This is a genomic window from Hymenobacter coalescens (genome assembly GCF_054783195.1).
Genome location: NZ_BAAGRA010000008.1, coordinates 1 through 21,361, shown reverse-complemented (window position 1 = coordinate 21,361; position 21,361 = coordinate 1). Strand labels below are relative to the sequence as shown.

The window sequence follows — 21,361 nt, the reverse complement described above, 5'->3', positions numbered from 1 at the left end:
ATCGGTAAAGCAGAAGCGCCGACCTACCGGCCGGCGCTTCTCAAGTTTTGGGTAAGGACAAGCGCACAACGTGCAGCGGGCTTTTACGAAAAGCAGTGGGGCTTAGAGCGTGTCTTCGCCGTCTTCCGGACCGCTCATGTCCACCGGAATGGCGGCGGCTACGGCTTCGGGCTCACCCTTGGCCATCTGTCGCACCTTGGCTTCGATTTCGTCGGCCAGCTCGGGGTTGTCCTGCAGGATGGTTTTCACGCCTTCGCGGCCTTGGCCCAGGCGGTTGCCGTTGTACGAGAACCACGAGCCCGATTTGGCGATAATGCCCATATCGGTAGCCAGGTCGAGGATTTCGCCGACTTTCGAGATGCCCTCGCCGTAGATGATGTCAAACTCGACCACCTTGAAAGGCGGCGCGACTTTGTTCTTCACCACCTTCACCTTGGTGCGGTTGCCGGTCACGTTGTCCTTGTCCTCCTTGATCTGGCCGATGCGGCGGATGTCGAGGCGAACCGAGGCATAGAACTTCAGGGCGTTACCACCGGTGGTGGTTTCGGGCGAGCCGAACATCACGCCGATTTTCTCGCGCAGCTGGTTGATGAAAATGCACAAGCAGCCGGTTTTGTTGATGGTGCCGGTGAGCTTGCGCAGCGCCTGCGACATCAAGCGGGCGTGCAGGCCCACTTTCGAGTCGCCCATGTCGCCTTCCAGTTCGCCTTTCGGCACCAGCGCGGCCACGGAGTCGATAACAATGATGTCGATGGCACCCGAGGAAATCAGCTGATCGGCGATTTCCAGGGCCTGCTCACCGTTGTCGGGCTGCGAAATGATGAGGTTTTCGGTGTCGATGCCGAGCTTCTGGGCATAGATCGGGTCAAAGGCGTGCTCGGCGTCGATGAAGGCCGCGATGCCACCCTTCTTCTGAGCTTCGGCAATGGCATGCATCGTGAGCGTAGTCTTACCCGACGATTCCGGGCCGTAGATTTCCACGACGCGGCCGCGGGGCAGGCCACCGATGCCCAGGGCAATGTCCAGCCCGAGCGAACCGGTGCTGATAGCGGGGATGTCCCCCACTTTGTTGTCGCTCAGCTTCATGACGGTGCCCTTGCCGTAGGCCTTGTCGAGCTTGTCCATCGTGAGCTGGAGCGCCTTCAGTTTCTCGGCGTTCTGGTTCACCGTTTTGTCAGTGGTAGCAGCCATGTGTGCTGGGGTTGGGGAGATATGATGTAGGTTTGAAAGTCGCTTTGGACGATGCGGCCGGTGCCGGAAGCCAAGAACGGAAAAACCGCGCTGGCGTCCGTTACAGACAGCTTTTTTTAACGCAGCCGACCTCGTTTTTGTGCCAGTTGGGCAATAAATATATGAGAAAATCTTTGCTAAAACTATTAGCTATTGGGCTTCTGGGTTTTACAAGTCAGTTAGCATGGGCGCAGCTCGACAACCGGGCGTTTCAGTACCGCACGCCGGTGCGGCCCGAGTACGACAACCAGTTGCGGCTGGCCGTGCAGGCCTTCCTCTTCACGAAGGATAACGAATATTTCAACAAGATTTTTGAGGGCCGCACCTACTACGGCACCCAACTGGCTACGCGGCTGGCGTACTTCCCCAGCCCCAAGCTACGGCTGGAGGGAGGCATCTTTCTCTACAAGGACTACGGCAACCCGCGCCTGCGACAAGTGCAGCCCCTGTTCACGGCCATCTACCAGACGGGCCCGCACCGCATCCTGTTTGGCAACATTGAAGGACACCTGAACCACAACTACATCGAGCCGCTGTTCGATTTTGAGCGGGTGATGCTTCACCGGCTCGAGGAGGGCATGCAATACCAGTACACCACGCGCCGCTGGGCCGTGGATGCCTGGGTGGACTGGCAACGGCAGCAATACCGCTTCAGCGATTTTCAGGAGCGCATAGCCGGCGGGCTGGTGGCCGACGCGGCCGTGGTGTGCGACTCCAGTGGCTGGCTGGTGCGGGTGCCCTTCCAGTTTCTGGCCACCCACCGCGGCGGACAGCTCGACACCATCGAAACACCGCTGCAGACGCTCTTCAACGTGGCCAGCGGATTGCGCGTCCGCAAGGAAGTGGGCCGCTCTTTTCTGCACAGCTGGTACGCCGATGCCTACGGCACCTTTTTCCACGACTACTCCTTCACGCGGGAACTGCCTTACAAGAACGGCACCGGCCTATACCTGAACCTGGGCGCCGACACGCGCTTCACGAAGATCCAACTCAGCTACTGGCAGGGCAACGGTTTCGTGGCACCGCAGGGCGGGCCGCTGTACCAGTCGGTGTCGGCCACCGTGCGCAACCCCAACTACACGGAGCGCAACCGCCATTTGCTTATCCTGCGCCTGTTCAGCGACTACCGCCTCACCGACGGGCTCACGCTCAGCACCCGTTTTGAGCCGTTCTACGACTTCACCAACCGGCAGATCGAATTTTCCTTCGGCACCTACATCAACTTCAACCGCGAGTTTCGGCTGACCACCCTCACGCGCGACTGATGGCCCCACTAAGGGACACAGCGGATTAACATAGCTCGTTGCGGGCCGCCGCAGCTATAACTCTTGGCCTCCAATCCTGGCCTCAGAAAAAATCGGTGCGCTGCAGCGCGTAGTGCCAGATGCCCGGTTCTTCGGGGCCGGTGCGCTGAAAGCCCAGCGCGACGGCTGTGGCCTGGCTGCGCACATTTTCGGGGCGGCAGCGCAGGGTGAGCAGGCGGGTGCCGAGGTGCGCGAATGCGAAGTCGACAACGGCTCCCAGGGCTTCGCGGGCATAGCCCTGGCCCTCGGCGCCGGCGCCGAGGTAGTAGCCGATTTCGCCGCCGCGGATGCGGGGCGTGTCGGGCTGCAGGCTGATGTCGCCGAGGTAATGGCCGCTGGCGCGGTGCCAGATGCCCCAGACCAGCAGGCGGCGCTGGCCCCACTGTCCGGCAAAGGTTTGGAGGGTGCGCTCGGCGTCGGCGAGGGTGCGCACGGCAGCCACGCGGCGCGGAAAAGCCGGTTCCAGGCGCGGCCCCTCAGCGGCGAGCAGCGCGTAGAAGTCCGGCGCGTCGGCGGGGGCGTAAGGGCGGAGCAGCAGGCGGGCCGTGCGGAGCGGCGCCGGCGGAAGCATGGGCAACAGGGACATAAGCAGCTCTTTCGGACACGCAAGCCGGGGCCATACGGTTGCGCGCCGTCGCGCCGAAATGATAAAAAAGGCGGTGCGGGCGGGAGCAGGGCAGTAACCCCGCCGCGCGGGACGCGTTGCAGAGTGCACTGTGCCACAGCGCGTGGCCGGAGTTACCAACCCCAAACACCTTACACCCCATGAATCGATTAGCAGGCAAAGTAGCCATTGTGACCGGCGGCGGCGCGGGCATCGGCGAGGCCATCAGCAAGAAATTTGCCCGGGAAGGCGCCGCCGTGGTCGTGTGCGGCTTTCCCGAAGACCCGGTGGAGGAGGTCGTGGCGGAAATTCAGCAAGCCGGTGGCCGGGCCTTGGCGTATACCGGCGACATTTCGAAGCAGGAAGACGCCGAAGCCTGCGTGCGCTTTGCCGTCAAGGAGTTCGGCCAGCTCGACATCCTGATCAACAACGCGGGCGTGTTTCCGGCTACTTCCACCATCGACAAGTACCCCGTGGATGCGTTTCAGTACATGATCAAAAACAACGTCTATTCCTGCTTTATGATGACCCGCGCGGCTATTCCGGAGCTGCAGAAGACGCGTGGCAACATCGTGTCGGCCGGGTCGGAGGCGGGGTGGATGGGCATTCCGGAAAATACGCCCTACGGCGGCACCAAGGCCTTCATCCACGCTTTCATGAAGGGCGTGTCGACGGAGCAGGCCAAAGAGGGCGTGCGCGCCAACTGCGTGTGCCCCGGCCCCGTGGACACGGCCTGGACGCACAAGGAAACCGGCCCGATGTCGGCCAAGATGGAAAAACAAACGGTGGAAGGCACACCGATGGGCCGCCGCGGCACGCCCGAGGAAATTGCCAACGTGTACCTGTTCCTGGCCTCCGAAGAAGCCAGTTTCGTGACGGGCGCGCTGTTCTTCGTCGACGGCGGTGTGACCAACTCGAAAGGACCGCACGGCGCCGAGGTACCCAGCAGCCTAAAAAAGGAGCCGGAAGGGGAGCTGAAGCTGGAGCACGCCATGGACGGCCACGCCGAAATCCGCAAGCAGGACGAGTGGAAGCACCTGGGCTAAAACGATAGTGGTGCCACGGCTCCAAGCCGTGGCACCACTATTTTTAAGCTACACGTAGCCCGGGCTTCCCAAACGAAGCGACTTAAATGAAGTGGTGCCCCGACTCTCAGAGTCGGGGCACCACTTGTGCTTTAGCGCTGCGCGGGCAGCGTCGATATCAGCGCGGCTTCCGGCAGGTGGGGGTGCCGGTACTGCGCCGGGCTGCCCAAGGACTGCTGGGTACGCATCACGTTCATCTGGCGGGCGGCTTCGTTGAAGAATTCCAGGCGGCGGATGAGCATTTCCTTAGTCAGCACGCGCCCTTCCGGGGTTTTCATGTAGTCCTTCGCGTCGTCGAGCTGGCGGCGCATGATGGCGTTGGCCGCGTCGAAGCTGGCTTCGTATTGCTGCTTGAACTCGGCTACGCGGGCCAGGCCGTCGGTGGTGAGCTGGAAGCTGGCGCCGCCGTGGTTCAGCACTTCGCTGAGCACGTAGATTTCCAGCGGCAACGAAGTATTCAGCGCCGTGGTGCGCAGGTCGAGGCCGGCGCGCAACGCGTCGTCCACTAGGTGCAGGTTGCGGGGAAAGCTGTCGTAGTAGCCTGGGACTTCCATGAGGGTCAAAAAGGGAGAAGTTAGTACTGGGGTTGGCGCCGGAGGTCGGTAGCCGAGCTCGCTGCTGCCTGCTCAGATCTACAAAAGTTCGGTTACAATCTGGTCCACCGTCACGCCTTCAGCTTCGGCCTTGAAATTGCGCACGATGCGGTGACGCAGGATGGCCGGAGCCACGGCCCGCACGTCCTCAATGTCGGGCGAATACTTGCCGTTGATCAGGGCGTTGCACTTAGCCCCCACGATGAGGTGCTGCGAGGCGCGCGGGCCGGCACCCCATTCCAGCAGCTGCGTAGCGCGGGCTGCGGCGCGCGGGCCGCCCGGGCGGGTCTTGTGCACCAGGCTCACCGCGTACTCAATCACGTTATCGGTTACGGGCACGCGGCGCACCAAGTGCTGAAAGGCTTCGATGTCGTCGGCGTGCAGGATTTTCTGCACCCGCTGCTTGATGTCGGCCGTGGTGTTCTTCACGATCTGCAGCTCCGCCTCGTAGCTGGGGTAATCCAGCGTGATGTTGAACATGAAGCGGTCCAGCTGGGCCTCGGGCAGCGGGTAGGTGCCCTCCTGCTCGATGGGATTCTGGGTGGCTAGTACGAAGAACGGGCGCTGCAAGGGGTAACGCTGCCCAGCCACCGTCACGGCGTATTCCTGCATCGACTCGAGCAGGGCCGCTTGCGTCTTGGGCGGCGTGCGGTTGATTTCGTCGGCGAGGATGATGTTGGCGAAAATCGGCCCCTTCACGAAGTGAAATTCCCGCTGCTGGTTCAGCGTCTCCGAGCCGACGATGTCCGAGGGCATCAGGTCGGGCGTGAACTGAATGCGGTTGAAGGAGAGGTCCAGCGCGTCGCTGATGGTTTGCACCAGCAGCGTTTTGGCCAGGCCCGGCACGCCCACCAGCAGGGCGTGGCCCTGCGAGAAAACGGCGGTGAGCAGCAGCCGCACCACCTCGTCCTGTCCGACGATGACCTTGCCGATTTCCTGCCGCAGCGTGCGGTACGACTGCGCCAGGGCGTCAGCCGCTTCTTTATCCGAGGTGTATGTGCGCATTAAGGGGAGTTGTGCGTGGTCCGTTGCGAGTTGTCAGTTTGATATGGTCGGGCTGCGCGCGGCGGGGCTGCGCGACCTGACAACTAAAAGCTGACAGCTGCCAACCGCTTATTGTTCGACGTCCAGGACTTTGCAGCCGGCAAATTCCGGATCGACTTCGATGAAGACGGTACCACGGTTGCGCAGAAACCACTCGTCGAGGGCTTTGTTCTTTTTCTGGTTGAGCGCCGCCGTGGAAATCTTCTGGTAGTCGTCCTTCAGGTTGGCCTGGTGCGGCGGCGTGTTCGACTTCAGCCAGATGATGCGCACCGCGTCCTTGCCGTCGTCGGTGCGGTAGGGCAGGGGCTTGCTGATGCTGCCCACCTTCATCGTGTCGATGGTGAAGAAGATGGCCGGGTCGAGTTGGTCGAGCGGGAGGTAAGAACTACCGTCGCGACGGTTCTGCAGCAGGCCGCCGTTGCCGCTGCTTTCCTTGTCCTCGGAGTTGTCCTTCGCCGCCTTGGCGAAGGTGAGGCTATCGGCCAGGATGCGGGTGCGCAGTCGGTTCAGCTCGTTGGTCGCCAGGTCTACGTCGGCCCCGCCTGCGGCCGGCTTCATCAGGATGTGGCGGGTGTTATATGAGTCGCCCTTCTTCTCGATCAGCTGGATGAGGTGGTAGCCAAACTGCGATTTGACGATGGGCGAGAGGCCGCCGGGCTGCAGGCGCAACGCGGCAGCCTCGTACTCGGGCACCAGCTCCTTGCGCTTGAAGAAGCCCAGGTTGCCGCCGTCCTTGGCCGATACGGGGTCTTCAGAGTTCTGACGGGCCAGCTCCGCAAAGTCGGCCCCGGCCAGGATCTGGGCGCGCAAATCGTTCATCTTTGCCACCACGGCCTGCTCGGCCTTGGGGTCGGGCTTGGCCAGCTTTACGATTTGCCCCACCTCCACTTCGGTGGAGTAGTACGGCAGCGAGTCTTTGGGAATCTTGCTGAAAAACTGGCGCACCTCACGGGGCGTCACGGTCACCTTGCCGGAAATCTGGTCCTGCATCTTCTGCTGGAGCAGCTGTTCCTTTACCTGCCCGCGCAGCTCCTCTTTGATCTGGCGCAGCGGCTTGTTGTAATACTCCTCCAAGCGCTTTTCCGAGCCGATCTGCTGGATGAAATAGTTCATGCGGCGGTTCAACTCGCCGGTCACCTGCTCGTCGGTCACCACCACCGAGTCGGTTTCAGCCTTGGCCAGCAGCAGCTTGTTGAGCGTGAGCGACTGCAGAATCTTGCACTGCAGGTCGGGCGGCAGGGGCTTGCCCTCGGCCTGCTGCACCTGCTGCTGGTAGATGGCATCCAGATCGGAGCGGAGCACAATCTGATTGTCCACCTTCACGATGATGCCGTCGACCACCTGCTTGGAGTTGGTGGGGCGGCCGAGGCCGGCCAGCACTTGGGCCTGGGCGCTGCCGAAGGCAGTGAGGGCCAGCAGCAACAGGGCCGCCAAACGAAATACTTGGGTCATGTCAGAAGAAAAAGCATCGGCGGCGGGCCCGGCCGCGCAGCTTACGCTGCGGCGCGCCCCCCGCTCCGTATTGGCCAACGCCAAAAGCGGCCGGTAAATTTCAACATAAATAGCTGCGCGGGCAAAAACCTGCGCCTCCGTGCCGGAAAGAGTCGGCCGCCGGGGGCGGGGTTGCAAGGGCCGGTGCCGCGTCCTGCAGTATCCAGCGTCCGAAAACACGGATGCCACGACCGGGAAGTCGTGGCATCCGTGTTTTCGGGCCGGTGGCGAGCTTATTTGGTCACCAGCTTGCTGACCTCGGCCTCATTGACGGTTACCGGGTACTTGGCGCGTAGCTCCTGCACCCACTGCTGCTCCAGGTAGTTCTGGTAGTCGGACGTAGCCTGGCCACGGGCCTCGGCGAGGGTTTTGGGGCCCGCCGGCAGCACCTTTTCCACGATGACGGCGTGGTAGCGGCCATCCTGCTGCGTGGTGTGAGTGCCCGGCTGCTGCGGTACGGCGTCCACGGCTTTGTTGTCGCCCTTCGGGAAGGCCCGCTGCTGCACCTGCACGGCCAGCGGGTTCTGCACGTTCATCATTTCTTCCAGGCCGCTGAGTTGAGTAGTCGTTAGCTCCACGCGGGTGACGGCGGCGCCGGCGCGGGGCGCGGCCGCCACGCTGATGCGGCTGGCGTCAATCTTCTGGCGCTTGAGGTAATCGGCCAGGTGCTGGGCGCGGCGCAGGGCCAGGTTGGCGCCTTTCTCGCCGGCTTTGATCTGCCCCACGAGGCGTACGTTAAGCGTCGGATCATTGGTTAGGCGCTCGGTCAGCGAGGTGCGGGCCAGCAGCGAAAGTTTGGTCAGCTCCGTGGTGCCGGGGCGGAACTCAAACGGACCGGGAACTTCGCGGGTGACGGTGTAGCGGCCCACGGCCAGCTGCTGCTGGGTTTTCTTGAGCAGCTCCGGCGTGGCCGCGCTGATGACGGTGGCCTGCACGCGGGGCTCCCACTGGTACTTGGCCTGGTTCTCGGCGAAGTACTTCTGCAGGCCCACGGTGTCCTCGATGGCCTTTGACCACACCTTCTCGTCCATGAGCTGGAACAACAGGATGCCGTCGCGGTACTCCTTCACGAGCATGCGGTAGTCTTCGTGCTTAGTTTCGAGGTTGTTACGCTCGAAGTCCATCAGGCTTTGCTCCACAAACTGGTCGTACAGCAGTTGCATGGCGTAGGTGGGCGTGGTACCCGGCCGGGGCTGCTGGCGCTGCTCCACGAAAGCCGCAAAATCCTTGACCGTGTACGGCTGGGCCTTGATGGTGAACAGGGGCGTGGTGGCGGCCACGGTGCTTTTCTTGGCTTTGGCCGCCGGCGTGACGTTGGCCACTTTGGTCAAGTAAGCCTCGCTTTTAAAGCGGCCGGCGGTAAGCGAGGTGTCGGCCTGGGCCAGCAGCAGGTCGCGCAGGGGCACGATTTCCGTGAACTGGTTTTCGGTGCGGATGCGCTTGATGAAGGCGGCGCGGTTCAGCTCCGAGCGGGAGTCCTTGGCCACTTTCTGCTTGAGGCCGGGCTCCATCTGTTCGAAGGAAGGTACCGGCTGCTTCTCGATCAGCTTGATGATGTGCCAGCCGTAGGGCGTCTGCACGGGCGCGGCCAACTGACCGGGCGTCTGCAGCTTAAAGGCGGCTTCCTCGAAGGACGGAATCATGCGGCCCGTGCCGAAGGGCGGCAACTCGCCCCCGCTGGCCGCCGAGCCGGCGTCCTCGGAGAACTGGGCTACCAGCTTTTCCCAATTCTCGCCCTTCTGCAGCCGGCTGTAGAGCTCGTCTACCTTCTTTTTAGCCGTTACCGAGTCAGCCTTGGGCATGCCCGGCGTGGCGCGCACCATCAAGTGGGCCACCTTGATTTCGCCCTGAGCCGGGCGCATGTCGTTGACTTTAATGATGTGGTAGCCGAAACGGGTACGAATCGGCTGCGACACCTGGCCCACCGGGGTCTTGTAGGCGGCGGCTTCAAACGGGTATACCATCTGCAGCGCCGTGAAGTAGCCCAGGCGGCCGCCGTTTTCGCGGGCCGACGGGTCTTCCGATGTTTCGCGGGCTACCTTCTCGAAATCTTCGCCGCCGGTCACGCGCTGGCGCAGGGCCATTACCTTCTGGTAAGCCGTAAGCGTGTCCTTGGGGTCGGCTTCGGGCGTGATGCGCACCAGGATGTGCGAGGCGTTGACCTCCTTCTGGGAGTGGTCGTAAGCTTCGCGCACCAGCTGGTCCGTGACGCTTTTCTCCGTCAGGTAGGGCTGGGCCAATTGCTGCTTGTAGCCGTCCAGCTCGCGCTTGAAGGCCTGGGTGGTGTCGAGGCCCTTGGTCTCGGCTTCCAGCACCTTCAGCTTGAAGTTGGTGTACAGGTTCAGGTATTCCTGCACGCTGGCGCGGGTACCGGCATCCGGGGCGGAGCTGTTGTTCTTGCGGTACACGTAGGCGAATTCCGAGGCCGGTACGCTGTGCGTACCCAGCGTCATCAGAACCGGCTGGGAGGTGGAGGCGGTAGTGGGTTTAGAGGCCTGGCACGCGGCCAGCACTGTCGCCGCTACGGCGGCGCCCGAAAACAGAATGCGGTTGCTACGCATAGAAACTAATTGGCACAAAAAAGCCGTCCGCAACGCTGGTCACGCCAGTCACGGACGGCTGCTTGTCGCAATGTTACGCAAAAATCGGCGGCTGCCGAAGCGCTGACGCTCAGGGCAGGTGCTTGCTCAGGCGGCAAAAATTGCGCGTGCCGACGGTGGTAAACTCCACCCGGTCCATGATACGGTTGACGAGGGCAATGCCCACGCCGCCCTTTTTGCCGATGCGGATGTGTTCCTCCAGATCCGGGTCGCGGTACTCGGCGGGCGAAAACGACTCGCCATCGTCCTCCGCCTCGAAGCGAAACTCGTGGTCTTCCACTGCCACCCGGATGTCGAGGTGCTTGCTCGCGTCTTCCTGGTTGGAGTGGATGATCAGGTTGGCCACGATTTCATCCACGGCCAGAATAATCTGGTTCTGAAGGATGTCGGATAGGCGGTGCTCCTGCAGAATGCCGGCCACAAAATCGCGCACCGTCTTCAGATTGCTGCGGCTGCAACTGATGCGGATGGCGTGCTTCATGGCGGAGGTAGACACAGGGCAGCGGGCTAGACGGCAGTGGCTTCCTGCTCGGTGGGCACGATGGTCATCAGCGAGTCGAGCCCGAGGATTTCAAACACGTTGTGGACTTTGTCCTGCATGTTGAAGAACACCAGTTTCACGCCCGCGTCCTGAAAGCGCTGCAGGTGCGAGATGAACACGCCTAGGCCGGCCGATGAGATGTAATTCAGGCGCTGGCAGTCGATCATGACCTTGCGGTAGGAGAGAACTTCGGGCTTGGTCAGCTCCGAATCGAGCGATACGGAAGAACTGGCGTCCAGCTCGCCGTCGAGGCTGAGCGTGAGGGTATCGTTGGCGGCTTGCTGTGCAATTTTCATAGCAGAAGTCTACGCGGCGGCTAGACCATGGGTTGGGCGTTCTTGAACTTAATGATGAGCAGCGTCTGGTCGTCGAAGGGCGGCAGGCCGCGGCTGAACTGCTCCAGGTCGCGGATGATGCTTTGCTTGATTTCCTCGGCTTCCAGGTAATGGCTGCGCTCCAGCAGCGCGCGCAGGCGGTCTTCGCCATATTCTTCGCCGGCGGCGTTACGCGCTTCCACAATGCCGTCCGTGTACATCACCATCACGTCGCCGGGGTTGTAGTCGTAGTACATATTCTTGATGCGCTTCTCGTAGGACGCGTCGCGAATGATGCCCAAGCCCAGGCCCTCGGTCTGGAAGTAGAAAGTTTCCTCGGTAATGGCGTTGTAATAGAGCGTGTGGCAGTGGCCGGCGCGGGCGAAGGCGAATCCCCGCTCTTTGTAGTCGACGATGTAGAAAGAGGCAGTGATGAACGAGCTGCGCTCCAGGCAGTGGCTCAGTGCCTGGTTGGCCATGCTCATGAACTTGCTGGGCTGCAATGGCTGGCCCTTTTCGGGCTTGTCGAGCAGCATCAACGAGTGAAAAATGCCCTTCATCTGCGCCACGTGGAAGGCCGCCGTGGTGCCCTTGCCCGATACGTCGCCGATGATGATGGCAATGCGCGAGGCGCTCAGCTGCAGAAAGTCGTAGAAGTCGCCGCCCACTTCGCGGGCCGGCAGGCTGTGCCAGCGAATCTCAAACCAGCTGTCGGCCGGCAGGGTTTTCGGAATCAGGCTTTCCTGCACCAGACTGGCAATCTTGAGCTCCTCTTTTACCCGTTCCGTCTGCAGCGACTCCTCCAGCAGGCGCAGGTTCTCGATGCTGAGTACCGTCTGGCTGGTGAAGATGTGCAGCAGGCTCATGTTTTCGCGGTCGAAGCCTTGGCGCACTTCCTTGAGCAGGTAGAGCGTGCCGTAGTGGTGCTTGGCCGAGCGTAGGGGCATGACGATGAGCGAGCCGTAGGGCAGGTCCAGCGCGCGGAAACCGGCGCTGTTGGGCAAGTCGTTATTGAGGTACTCGATGTGACCGATGTTGTAGTCGGCCAGCAGGCGGGTGATGCCCGCGCGGGCCCCCGTGTCTATTTGGTACTCCAAATCGGGGGCGGTGCTGTCGGCCGCCAACTCCAGCCAAGCCGCATCGGCCTCCACGGTCTGCACCGTCGAGTCGAAGAGCAGGGCGTACACTTCCCGCTCGCTCTGGCCTTTCTGAATCAACTGCGAGAGGCGCTGCATGCTCAGGATTTCCTCGCGCTTTTGCTCGAACACGCCCGCCGTGGGCAGGTTGAACAGGGTCACCAAGAAACCCATCACGGCGTAGAAGCCGGCGAAAAAGCTCGTCAGCACCAGGAAGGCGTGTTGGGCCAGCGGACCGGCCAGCGCAGGGTCTTGCTGCAGGCTGAGGAAGTACACCAGAAACACCGCCATCATGCCCATGACGGCCAGTTGCAGAAAGACGACCTCCCATTTCTGGCGCTTGTTCAGGTAAGCTACCCACTGCTGGTGCGCGCTCAGGTACACGCCCAGGCCCGCCAGCACGGCCAGCACCGGCAACAGGTACCACGGGGTTTCGTCGCCCTCCAGCAGGCGAAACATGAGCGTAGCCCCGAGCAGCAGCTCGAACCATTTCCACTCCCGGCGGAGGCGGGGCTGGGCCCGGAAAAAAACCAGCGTCCGCCACGTGTAACACGTGCGGGCCAGGAAATACACGAAGAGGCCGAGGTTGATGACGTAGAAGGCGTTCAGCAACACCGGGCCGCGGTCGGGCAGGTACGCGGCCAGTTGGCGCTCGGCCAGGTGTAGCACCACGCACACGCCGGCCAGCACGCCGGGCCAGTACAGCAACTGCCGGAGCAGGGGCACGAAGTCGGTGCCGCGCAGGCGGTCGGGGCGGCTGCGCTCCTGCACGAACACGCAGCCGGCAAACACAGCCTGCGTGGTCAGGATGAGCCAGTCGGGCGGCGTGCCCCAGCGGGCCGCGGCCGCCGGGCTGGCGCGCAGCAGCATGCAAACCAGCAAAGCCAACCAGCTAAAAACTGCCAGGGGCAGCGCGGCCGGAAGAAGCTTGCGGAGAAATGCAATCATGCGGAGAAGTAAGGGCCAGAACGCGTCCGCTGGGGGCGCGGCAAACCGAATCAGATGCCCAAGATACGAACCGCTCGCAAAATGGATCAGGTGCTTCGCGGCGTTGCAACGGCAGCGGGCTGCAAACAAAACCGCCGCCCGGTTTCGGGCGGCGGCTTGCCGGTTGCTTAGCGAAAAGCCAACGCGCTTAGCGTGAGCTGTAATTGGGGGCTTCGCGGGTAATTTGCACATCGTGGGGGTGCGACTCGCGCAGGCCGGCACCGGTGATGCGCACCAGTTGCGCCTGCTGCAGGGTGGGCACGTCGGCGGCACCTACGTAGCCCATGCCGGCGCGCAGGCCGCCCACCAGCTGGTAGAGCACCTCGGCGGCGCTGCCCTTGAAGGCCACGCGCCCCACGATGCCCTCGGGCACCAGCTTTTTCACGTCGTCCTCGGCGTCCTGGAAGTAGCGGTCCTTCGAGCCTTCCTCCATAGCTTCCACCGAGCCCATGCCGCGGTAGGTCTTGAACTTACGGCCTTCGTAAATGATGACCTCGCCGGGTGCCTCCTCGGTACCGGCCAGCAAGGAGCCGATCATGATGCTCGACGCGCCGCCGGCCAGGGCTTTCACCGCGTCGCCCGAGAACTTGATGCCCCCGTCGGCAATGACCGGCACGTCGGTGCCTTCGAGGCCGCGGACGGCTTCCATCACGGCCGAGAGCTGCGGCACGCCGATGCCGGCGATGATGCGGGTGGTACAGATGGAGCCGGGCCCGACGCCCACCTTCACGGCGTCGGCGCCGGCGTCGGCCAGGGCGCGGGCGCCCGCGCCGGTGGCCACGTTGCCGGCAATCAGCTCCAGATTCGGGAATTCCTGCTTCACGCGGCGCACCATGTCGAGCACGCCTTTGGAGTGCCCGTGGGCCGTGTCGATGCTGATAACGTCGACGCCTGCTTCCACCAGGGCCTTCACGCGGTCCAGGGTGTCGGGCGTGACGCCCACGGCGGCCCCCACGCGCAGGCGGCCGAACTCGTCTTTGCAGGCGCGGGGCCGGCTACGACGCTTGCGGATGTCGCGGTAGGTAATGAGGCCCTGCAGGCGCCCCTCGGCGTCCACGACCGGCAGCTTTTCCACGCGGTTGTCCTGCAGCACCACTTCGGCCTGGGCCAGGTCGGTGCCCACGGGCGTAGTCACGAGCCGGGCGCCGGGCGTCATCACCTCCGTCACGGAGCGCGTCAGGTCCTTCTCGAAGCGCATGTCGCGGGAGGTGAGCAGGCCCAGCAGGCGCCGCTCCCCGTCGACGATGGGAATGCCGCCGATTTTGTTGTCGCGCATCAGCTTCTGGGCGTCGGCCAGGGTGGCCGCGTCGCTCAGGGTGATGGGGTCGAGCACCATGCCACTCTCGCTGCGCTTCACCCGGCGCACCTGGTTGGCCTGCTGCTTGATGCTCATGTTTTTGTGGATGAAGCCGATGCCGCCCTCCTGCGCCATGGCTATGGCCATGTCGTACTCGGTCACCGTGTCCATGGCGGCCGAGATGAACGGAATGTTCAGGGTGATGCGGCGGGTGAGCCGGGTGCCGGCGTCGGCGTCGCGGGGCAGAACCTCGGAGTAAGCTGGCAGCAGCAGTACGTCGTCGTAGGTCAGGGCCTCGAAGGCAATCTTGGCGGCGGGTTCGGCGGCCATAGGCAAAAGGCTTTAGCGTAGTTGACTCCTCTTGCCACGCAAAGCTACGGCGAATTCCGGACTCCCGACGAATCAGGGGCTTACTTAATGGAAAGCTAATCCGTGAGCGGGGCCGGGCCGGGGCTCGGCGTCTGGTCGGCGCGCAGGTCCAGGTTGAGCAGCACGCTGAGCTGCAGGGTGTGGTTGTGTTCGAATACGCGGCCGTTGCGCTGCTGCACCAACTGGTTGAGGTAGCCGGCTTCCAGATTCAAATACTTGGTAGCGGCGTAGCCGAACCCGGCGTACAGGCGGTTCTGGTCGAAGACGTTGTGGCGTATCTGCCGGCCAAAGTTGATGAACAGCTCGTCGGAGGCCACCACGTATGGCATGCGCGGCTCGATGCGGGGGCCGAACAACGGCAGTTGCAGGCGGACCTGGTAACGGGCTCGGTTCTGGTAAGTAAAATCCTGCTCCTGCGGGTACCGAATCCAGCGCTGCTCCACGCGGTAGCGGTGCTGCAGCTGCACGGGGCCGGCCTCGTCGCGTAGCACCACCTGCTCGTACAGGCGGTTCTCGGGCGAGTTGCTGGCGGCCGGGTAGCTGCCGTAGGGAAAGGACTTCTGGTAGGCAAAGCCCCCGGTGAACATGAGGTTTTTACCGGCGTGGTAGTCGATGGCGGCCCGGAAGAGGTTTTGTTGCGGGGCCTGGCCGAGGCGGGCACGGCGCACCTGCGCTTCGGTGTACAGGCCCCAGTGTTCGTGGAAACGGACGCTGCCGTTGTAAACCAGCCAGAGGTGACGGTTTGGGTCGGCCACGCGGCTCTCGGGCATCTGGGCCTGGGCAAGTGGGGCGGAAAGCAACAGCAGCAACCCGGCTAAGCGAAAACGTGTGGTCATGCGGAGGGCGCGGGTAACGGTGTGTTAAGGCGATGTTACCGAATATCGTCTAATGTTACCGGAATGTTACGGTGGAGCATGTTAAGTTTTGCCCTCACTTTCGCATAATCCCCGGCGGGCGGTTACCGGCTTCGGCCAACTTTACGTACTTGCAGGGCCGCTCGACCCCTAAGTCTGTCGTCCGTGTCCACTTCATTGAACGAATTCGAAGTCAGCTCCTGGGAGGAACTGCAGCACATGCTCTTCCGCGACACCTGGGACGGCCGCATCGGCCGGTTTCGCTCGCCCTTCGTGTACCGCGGCGTCCGCTCGCGCGTCTACACGCTGAGCACCAGCTTGCAGCGCCTCGGCGGCCCCTACCACGAGCTGGAAAACCACCTGCTGCGCAACTTCCGCAAGTACGCCCACGATACGTCCATTCCCGATCAGGCCTCGGTGTGGGACTGGCTGGCCGTCGCGCAGCACCACGGCCTGCCCACCCGTCTGCTCGACTGGACGTACTCGCCCTACGTGGCCCTGCACTTCGCCACCGACGACCTGGAAGCCTACGACCAGGACGGCGTCATTTGGGCGCTGAACTACGTGAAGGCCGCCGAGTACATGCCCGAGCGGTTGCGCGAGGCCCTGCGCGCCGAAGGCTCCAACGTATTCACGCCCGAGCTGCTGCAGCCGGTGTGCCGCAACCTGCGCGAGCTGGGCGACATGCAGCCGGAGCAGCCGTTTCTGCTGTTTCTGGAGCCGCCCTCCCTCGACGCGCGCATCGTGCACCAATACGCCCTGTTCGCCTTGCTCTCCACCCCGCAGGCCAACCTCGATACCTGGCTGGAGCAGCATCCGGAGCTGTTCTTTCGCATCATCATCCCGGCCCGGCTGAAGTGGGAAACCCGCGACAAGCTCGACCAGGCCAACATCACCGAGCGCGTGCTGTTTCCGGGGCTGGGCGGGCTGAGCCGCTGGCTGCACCGGCACTACAGCCAGGCGTACGCGGCCGGGGCGAGCCCCGATCTGCACGCGGGCATCGTCGGCTCCCCGGGGTTGCGCATGTAAGCTCCAGCCCGCTTGTGCCTGCCGAGAACCTGGGGCGTGCCCAGCGCCCCGGCCTTTTCTCCTTCTTTCGGTGCTTGTGTCATGATCATCGCTCAGCTTAGCGACACCCACATCAAGGACGGCTACGAAGAGCCGGCGGAGCGGCTGCAGGCTGCCGTGGCGCACCTGCTGCACCTTCCCGCCGTGCCCGACCTCGTGCTGATAACCGGTGACTGCGCCGAACACGGCACCAGTACGGAATACGCGCGGTTTCAGGAGTTGCTGCGGCCGTTGCCCATGCCGGTGTACGTGGTGCCCGGCAACCACGACCAACGCGCTGGTTTGCAGGCTTTGGTGGGGGTACAGGGTACGCAGGCGCTGCCCGGGTTCATGCAGTACGTGGTGGAGGCCGGCCCCCTGCGCCTGCTCGGGCTGGATACCCACGTGCCGGGACAGGACGGCGGTACACTGTGTGCCGAGCGGCTGCGCTGGCTGGACGAGCGGCTGACCGAAGCGCCCGACCGGCCCACGCTCATCTTCATGCACCACCCGCCGTTCCGCACCGGCCTGGCACCTTTCGACAACATGGGCCTGGATACGGCGGCCGAGTTCGGAGCCGTGGTGTCCAGGCATCCGCAGGTGGAGCGCATCGTGGCCGGGCACGTGCACGCGGCCATGCAGCGGCCCTTTCACAGCGCGCTGGCCGTGACGTGCCCCTCCACCATGCACCAGCTGCTGGCCGATTTCCGGCAGCCCGACCGCCTGCAGGTGGTGGCCGATGCGCCCGCCTGCCTGCTGCACACCTGGCATCCCGTGGCTGGGCTGCTCACCCATACCAGCCCCATCACCGGGCCGCGCCCCATCGTGGAAACCCACGACGGGACGCAGTGGCTGGCCGAACCCCGGCTGGTGCGCCCCTGACGCCCGGCCCGCGGCGAGCCGCTCACAGATGAGCCGCCCACGGGTGAGCCAAGGGGCGGCTTTACTGGCCTTCCAGGCGCTTCTTGGTGAGCTTGGTGGGCACGTGGGTCATCGGGTCGTCGGGCCAGGGGTGCTTGGGGTAGCGGCTGCGCAGGTCCTTGCGCACCTCGAAATAGCCCGTTTGCCAGAAGCTGCGCAGGTCGCGGGTGACCTGCGCCGGCTTGCCGCCCGGCGACAACAGGTGCAGCAGCAGCGGCACGCGCCCCCCGGCCACCGCCGGGGTTTCCACCAGCCCGAACAACTCCTGCAGCTTCACGGCCAGCACCGGCGCCGCCGCGTCGCGGTAATCGATGCGGACGTGCGAGCCGCTGGGCACCGCCAGGTGGGTGGGGGCGAGGCGGTCCAGCTCCTGCCGCTGCGCCCAGCCGCCGGGCAGGCGCTGCAGCAGCAACTCGGCCACGTCGAGGCGGGCTGCGTCGGCGAGGCTGCGCAGGCCGGGCAGGTGCGGGGCCAGCCACGCGTCGCTGTCGGCCAGCAGGGCCTCATCCGTGACGGCGGGCCACTCCGCGGGCCACAGCTGGTGCAGAAAGGCCAGCCGCTCGCGCAGCTGCTGGGCGTGGTCGGTCCAGTGGAGCACGCGCAGGCCGGCGGCCCGAATGCCCTCCAGCAGCGCCGCTGCCACGGCGTCCGCGTCCGGCTTGGCCACCGCCGACTCAGACAATATCAGGGCACCGAGGCGCCGCAGGCGGCGGGCCAGCACGCGGCCGCTGCCGGCATCAAACTGTACCTCCTGCTGCTCGATGATTTGTTCGGCAAATAGCTCGTCCACTTCGGCGCGCGACAGCGGCGCGGCCAGCGCTGCCCGCGGGGCGGCGGCCGGACCATCGAGGTGCGCGGCGGCAAAAAACACGTCGGTGGCGGCGAAAAACTCGCCCGGCAGCTGCACGCGCTGGCCCGTGACGAGGCGCAGCCGCTCGGTGCCTTCGCGCTGCCCCAGGCGGTCGGGGTAGGCCAGCGCCGCCAGCAGGCCGGCCACGTCGGGCTCCAAGCCGGCGGCCGGCACCCCGGCGCGGCTGCGCAGGGCCTGGGCGGCTTCGCGTACGCGGCGCAGCCCGCCGGCGTCGGGCACGAGGCCGGGCAGGGGGGCACGGCCGCTTTGCAGGGCTTCGAGACGCAGGCGCAAGTCGGGCGGGGCGGGGCGGCCGTCGGTGGCACGCAGAATGTCGCGCTCGGCCAGCAGCGCCGCCAGCGCGCAGGCCGTGGGGCCGTGGCCCAGCTCGCGGCCACGCACCACCAGGTGCCCCAGGCGCGGCGGCAGTCCCAGGCGGGCCAGCTCGCGGCCGTGGGCCGTGGGGCGCAGGGGGGGATGAGCAGATGAGTGGATGAGCGGATCAGCGGCTGGTTCCAGCGCGCCGAGACGCACCAGCAGCTCCCGCGCCTGCGCCAGCCCGGCCGCCGGGGGCGCGTCGAGCCAGAGCAGGGCCGACGCGTCGGTGGCGCCCCACAGGGCCAGCTCCAGGGCCAGGCTGCTCAGGTCGGCCGTGAGGATTTCGGGGGGCAGGTGGGCGGGCAGGCCGGCGTGGTCGGCCTCGGGCCAGAGGCGGTAGCACACGCCCGGGCCGAGGCGGCCGGCGCGGCCCCGGCGCTGGTCGGCGGCGGCCTGGCTGACGGGCACGGTTTCCAGGGTGGTGAGGCCGGTGCGGGCCACGAAGCGCGGTACGCGGGCGTAGCCGCCGTCGACCACCACGCGCACGCCTTCGATGGTGAGGCTGGTTTCGGCAATGCTGGTGGCCAGCACCACCTTGCGGCGGCCGGCGGGGGCGGGACGCAGGGCCGCATCCTGCTGGTCCAGGGGCAAGTCGCCGTGGAGCATGTGCAGGTCCACGTCGGCGGGCAGGCCGGCTTCGAGCTTTTCGCCCACGCGGCGCTGGTCGGCCAGGCCGGGCAGAAACACCAGCACGTCGCCGGCGTGCTGCTGCAGGGCCTCGCGCACCGTGGCGGGCGTCAGCTCGGCCAGCCGCTCGCTGGGGCGGGGCGGGAGGCCGGCGGCGCGGCGCGGGCTCAGGTACTGCGTGTCGACGGGGTGCAGGCGGCCCTCGCTCGTCACCACGGGGGCCTGCAGCCACGCGCCCATGCGCGCCGCATCGAGCGTGGCCGACATGACGAGCAGGCGCAGATCGGGGCGCAGCACCTGCTGGGCGTCGAGGGTGAGGGCCAGGCCGAGGTCGGCCTGCAGGCTGCGCTCATGAAATTCGTCGAAGAGCACGGCGGCCACGCCTTCCAGGGCCGGGTCGTCCTGCACCAGCCGCGTCAGGATGCCCTCGGTCACCACCTCAATGCGCGTGCGGGCCGAAACTTTGTTTTCGAGGCGCACGCGGTAGCCGACGGTCTGGCCCACCGGCTCGCCCAGCAGCTGCGCCATGCGCGTGGCGGCGGCGCGGGCCGCCAGCCGGCGCGGCTCCAGCATCAGGATTTTGCCGTCGGCGGGCCGCCAGGGCGCCTCCAGCAGCGCCAGCGGCACCAGCGTGGTCTTGCCCGCGCCGGGCGGGGCCTGCAGCACCACGCGGTTGGCGGCGGCGAGGGCCGCCAGCAGCTCGGGCAGCGCGGCCTGAATAGGCAGATTAGGGAAGTAAGCGGGCAGAAGCATAGCGGCCGCAAAAGTAAGGCCCGGCTTTCCCGCAGGAAAACCGGGCCGGCGGCGCCGCTGGGAGAGAATCGTACAAGCTTACTCGACCCGCAGGCGCCGGGCTTGGCCACCGCTACGTACAGTATACAGGCCAATGGGCAGCGCCGGCGGCAGCTGGAGCCGCAAGGAGCCCTGAGCCGGTGTGCTGCCCCCGGCTACGCGCCGGCCCAGGGCGTCCAGCACTTCCACGGCGGCGCGGGGCGGCAGTCCGTTGATACCGACGTAGGCGCGGGCCGGGTTAGGATACACGGTCCAATCGGTGGCTTGTTTGGGACCGGCAGCGGCCAGCGGGCCGGCGCTGAGCCGGGCCAGGAAGCCTGTGCCCCAATAAGCCGAAGGGGCAGGAGCCGGATTGGCCGGGAGGGTAAACGGACCGAATCCGGCCGCTGTCAGACCGAAGGTGCCGGCTAGGTAAAGCTGTCCGGCGCCATTGTCCAGCACTTGGGCGCTACTGCCGCCGCTGGGCATAATCCAGCTCCAAGAGCCGGCAGGGCTGAGTCGGGCCAAGGCAATACTGGAACTACTGCTGGAACTGGGAAGCTGCGCAGGGCCGAACGCAATGCCGCGGTCAAAGCTGACGGCTACGGTGGTATTGCCCCAACCATCCACCGCCACCGACATAGAGCCTTCGTTGCCCTGCCCGATGGGCTGCACGGCCCACTGCCACGTGCCGGCCGAATCCAACCGGGCAACAAAGGCGTCGTCTAACGGACGAGGGACGCCGTTGACCACAACCGAGCCGCTGGACCTTAGAATAGTGGCGTTAAAGTGCAACCAGCCGTAAAAACCACCGGCAACGGTGACCTTGGCTTGGTCATCTACAGCTATAGCCTGGCCCACGGCGCCGCCGCTGTGAACAGGCGCCACGGCCCAGCGCCAGCCCCGCCCCGGCTCCAGCTTGGCTACGAAAGCCTTGGATGAATTCGAAGAGCCGGTCAACACTGTTGAGCCAAATGCCGCGTTGGTGCCGCCGTAGGCGCCAGTCACATACACATTGCTTTGGGCATCGGTGGCTAGAGCAGTGGCGTAGTCCGTACTGACGCCACCGGCCCGGTATGCGCCCGTCCAGGTACCGCTGGTTACGTCGAGCTGCGCTAAGAAGATATCAGACCGGCCATCCCGTACGGTGTAGATGTTGGTAAGCGTGAGAGAACCGAAATCAGCCAATACGCTTGCAAAGGACCCGCATGCGTACACGGTATTACCAGCCAGCGCCAGCCCAGTAACGTAGTCGTCGCTAGTGCCGCCAGCGCGGCGGGCCCACAGCCAGTTGCCACCAGCGTCGAGCTTAGCCACG

Annotated in this window: 17 protein-coding genes; 4 read left to right on the top strand and 13 right to left on the bottom strand. The window is 64.9% G+C overall.

The window, feature by feature from the left end; all coding sequences use genetic code 11:
* Positions 1-102: 102 nt before the first annotated feature.
* The gene (gene recA / locus ACYVKQ_RS07715) at positions 103-1,191 is read right to left on the bottom strand and encodes a recombinase RecA (protein WP_460577295.1); all 1,089 of its coding nucleotides are present in this window, start codon (positions 1,189-1,191) and stop codon (positions 103-105) included.
* Between the two features lie 173 nt (positions 1,192-1,364).
* On the opposite strand from recA, the gene ACYVKQ_RS07710 reads away from it, so the two are divergent.
* Complete coding sequence (locus ACYVKQ_RS07710; RefSeq protein ID WP_460577293.1) at positions 1,365-2,495, top strand: hypothetical protein; 1,131 nt, start codon at positions 1,365-1,367, stop codon at positions 2,493-2,495.
* A gap of 82 nt (positions 2,496-2,577) precedes the next feature.
* Here the strand turns inward: ACYVKQ_RS07710 and ACYVKQ_RS07705 are convergent, their stop codons facing one another.
* Complete coding sequence (locus ACYVKQ_RS07705; RefSeq protein ID WP_460577291.1) at positions 2,578-3,105, bottom strand: GNAT family N-acetyltransferase; 528 nt, start codon at positions 3,103-3,105, stop codon at positions 2,578-2,580.
* Positions 3,106-3,299: 194 nt separating this feature from the next.
* On the opposite strand from ACYVKQ_RS07705, the gene ACYVKQ_RS07700 reads away from it, so the two are divergent.
* Complete coding sequence (locus tag ACYVKQ_RS07700; RefSeq protein ID WP_460577289.1) at positions 3,300-4,184, top strand: SDR family NAD(P)-dependent oxidoreductase; 885 nt, start codon at positions 3,300-3,302, stop codon at positions 4,182-4,184.
* A gap of 131 nt (positions 4,185-4,315) precedes the next feature.
* Here ACYVKQ_RS07700 and ACYVKQ_RS07695 read toward each other — a convergent pair whose 3' ends face one another.
* From ACYVKQ_RS07695 to ACYVKQ_RS07655, 9 genes are all read right to left on the bottom strand, one after another.
* Positions 4,316-4,777: a hypothetical protein gene (locus ACYVKQ_RS07695; protein WP_460577287.1), complete on the bottom strand. Its 462-nt coding sequence runs from the start codon at positions 4,775-4,777 to the stop codon at positions 4,316-4,318.
* 78 nt (positions 4,778-4,855) lie between these two features.
* The gene (locus ACYVKQ_RS07690; protein ID WP_460577285.1) at positions 4,856-5,821 is read right to left on the bottom strand and encodes an AAA family ATPase; all 966 of its coding nucleotides are present in this window, start codon (positions 5,819-5,821) and stop codon (positions 4,856-4,858) included.
* Positions 5,822-5,929: 108 nt separating this feature from the next.
* Complete coding sequence (locus ACYVKQ_RS07685; protein WP_460577283.1) at positions 5,930-7,312, bottom strand: peptidylprolyl isomerase; 1,383 nt, start codon at positions 7,310-7,312, stop codon at positions 5,930-5,932.
* Positions 7,313-7,584: 272 nt separating this feature from the next.
* Positions 7,585-9,912, bottom strand: a complete 2,328-nt coding sequence (locus tag ACYVKQ_RS07680) for a peptidylprolyl isomerase (RefSeq protein WP_460577281.1) — start codon at positions 9,910-9,912, stop codon at positions 7,585-7,587.
* Between the two features lie 109 nt (positions 9,913-10,021).
* Complete coding sequence (locus tag ACYVKQ_RS07675; protein WP_460577279.1) at positions 10,022-10,432, bottom strand: ATP-binding protein; 411 nt, start codon at positions 10,430-10,432, stop codon at positions 10,022-10,024.
* A gap of 26 nt (positions 10,433-10,458) precedes the next feature.
* A complete protein-coding gene (locus ACYVKQ_RS07670) occupies positions 10,459-10,788 on the bottom strand; it encodes an STAS domain-containing protein (RefSeq protein WP_460577277.1) in 330 nt (109 codons plus the stop codon).
* A gap of 20 nt (positions 10,789-10,808) precedes the next feature.
* A complete protein-coding gene (locus ACYVKQ_RS07665; protein WP_460577275.1) occupies positions 10,809-12,890 on the bottom strand; it encodes a PP2C family protein-serine/threonine phosphatase in 2,082 nt (693 codons plus the stop codon).
* Positions 12,891-13,077: 187 nt separating this feature from the next.
* Complete coding sequence (gene guaB / locus ACYVKQ_RS07660; protein ID WP_460577273.1) at positions 13,078-14,556, bottom strand: IMP dehydrogenase; 1,479 nt, start codon at positions 14,554-14,556, stop codon at positions 13,078-13,080.
* 95 nt (positions 14,557-14,651) lie between these two features.
* Positions 14,652-15,431 (bottom strand): DUF2490 domain-containing protein, encoded by a 780-nt coding sequence (locus ACYVKQ_RS07655; RefSeq protein ID WP_460577271.1) that lies wholly within the window; start codon positions 15,429-15,431, stop codon positions 14,652-14,654.
* 183 nt (positions 15,432-15,614) lie between these two features.
* Between ACYVKQ_RS07655 and ACYVKQ_RS07650 the strand changes: the two genes are divergently transcribed.
* Together ACYVKQ_RS07650 and ACYVKQ_RS07645 are read left to right on the top strand one after the other, a co-directional pair.
* On the top strand, positions 15,615-16,478 hold the full coding sequence (locus ACYVKQ_RS07650) for an FRG domain-containing protein (protein ID WP_460577269.1): 864 nt from the start codon (positions 15,615-15,617) through the stop codon (positions 16,476-16,478).
* Between the two features lie 81 nt (positions 16,479-16,559).
* Positions 16,560-17,378 carry a phosphodiesterase gene (locus ACYVKQ_RS07645; protein WP_460577267.1) on the top strand — a complete coding sequence of 273 codons (819 nt, stop codon included), beginning with the start codon at positions 16,560-16,562 and terminating at the stop codon, positions 17,376-17,378.
* A gap of 61 nt (positions 17,379-17,439) precedes the next feature.
* Here the strand turns inward: ACYVKQ_RS07645 and hrpB are convergent, their stop codons facing one another.
* Together hrpB and ACYVKQ_RS07635 are read right to left on the bottom strand one after the other, a co-directional pair.
* Positions 17,440-20,025 carry an ATP-dependent RNA helicase gene (gene hrpB / locus ACYVKQ_RS07640; RefSeq protein ID WP_460577265.1) on the bottom strand — a complete coding sequence of 862 codons (2,586 nt, stop codon included), beginning with the start codon at positions 20,023-20,025 and terminating at the stop codon, positions 17,440-17,442.
* Positions 20,026-20,103: 78 nt separating this feature from the next.
* On the bottom strand, positions 20,104-21,361 hold a 1,258-nt coding region (locus tag ACYVKQ_RS07635; protein ID WP_460577263.1), incomplete at its 5' end, for a T9SS type A sorting domain-containing protein.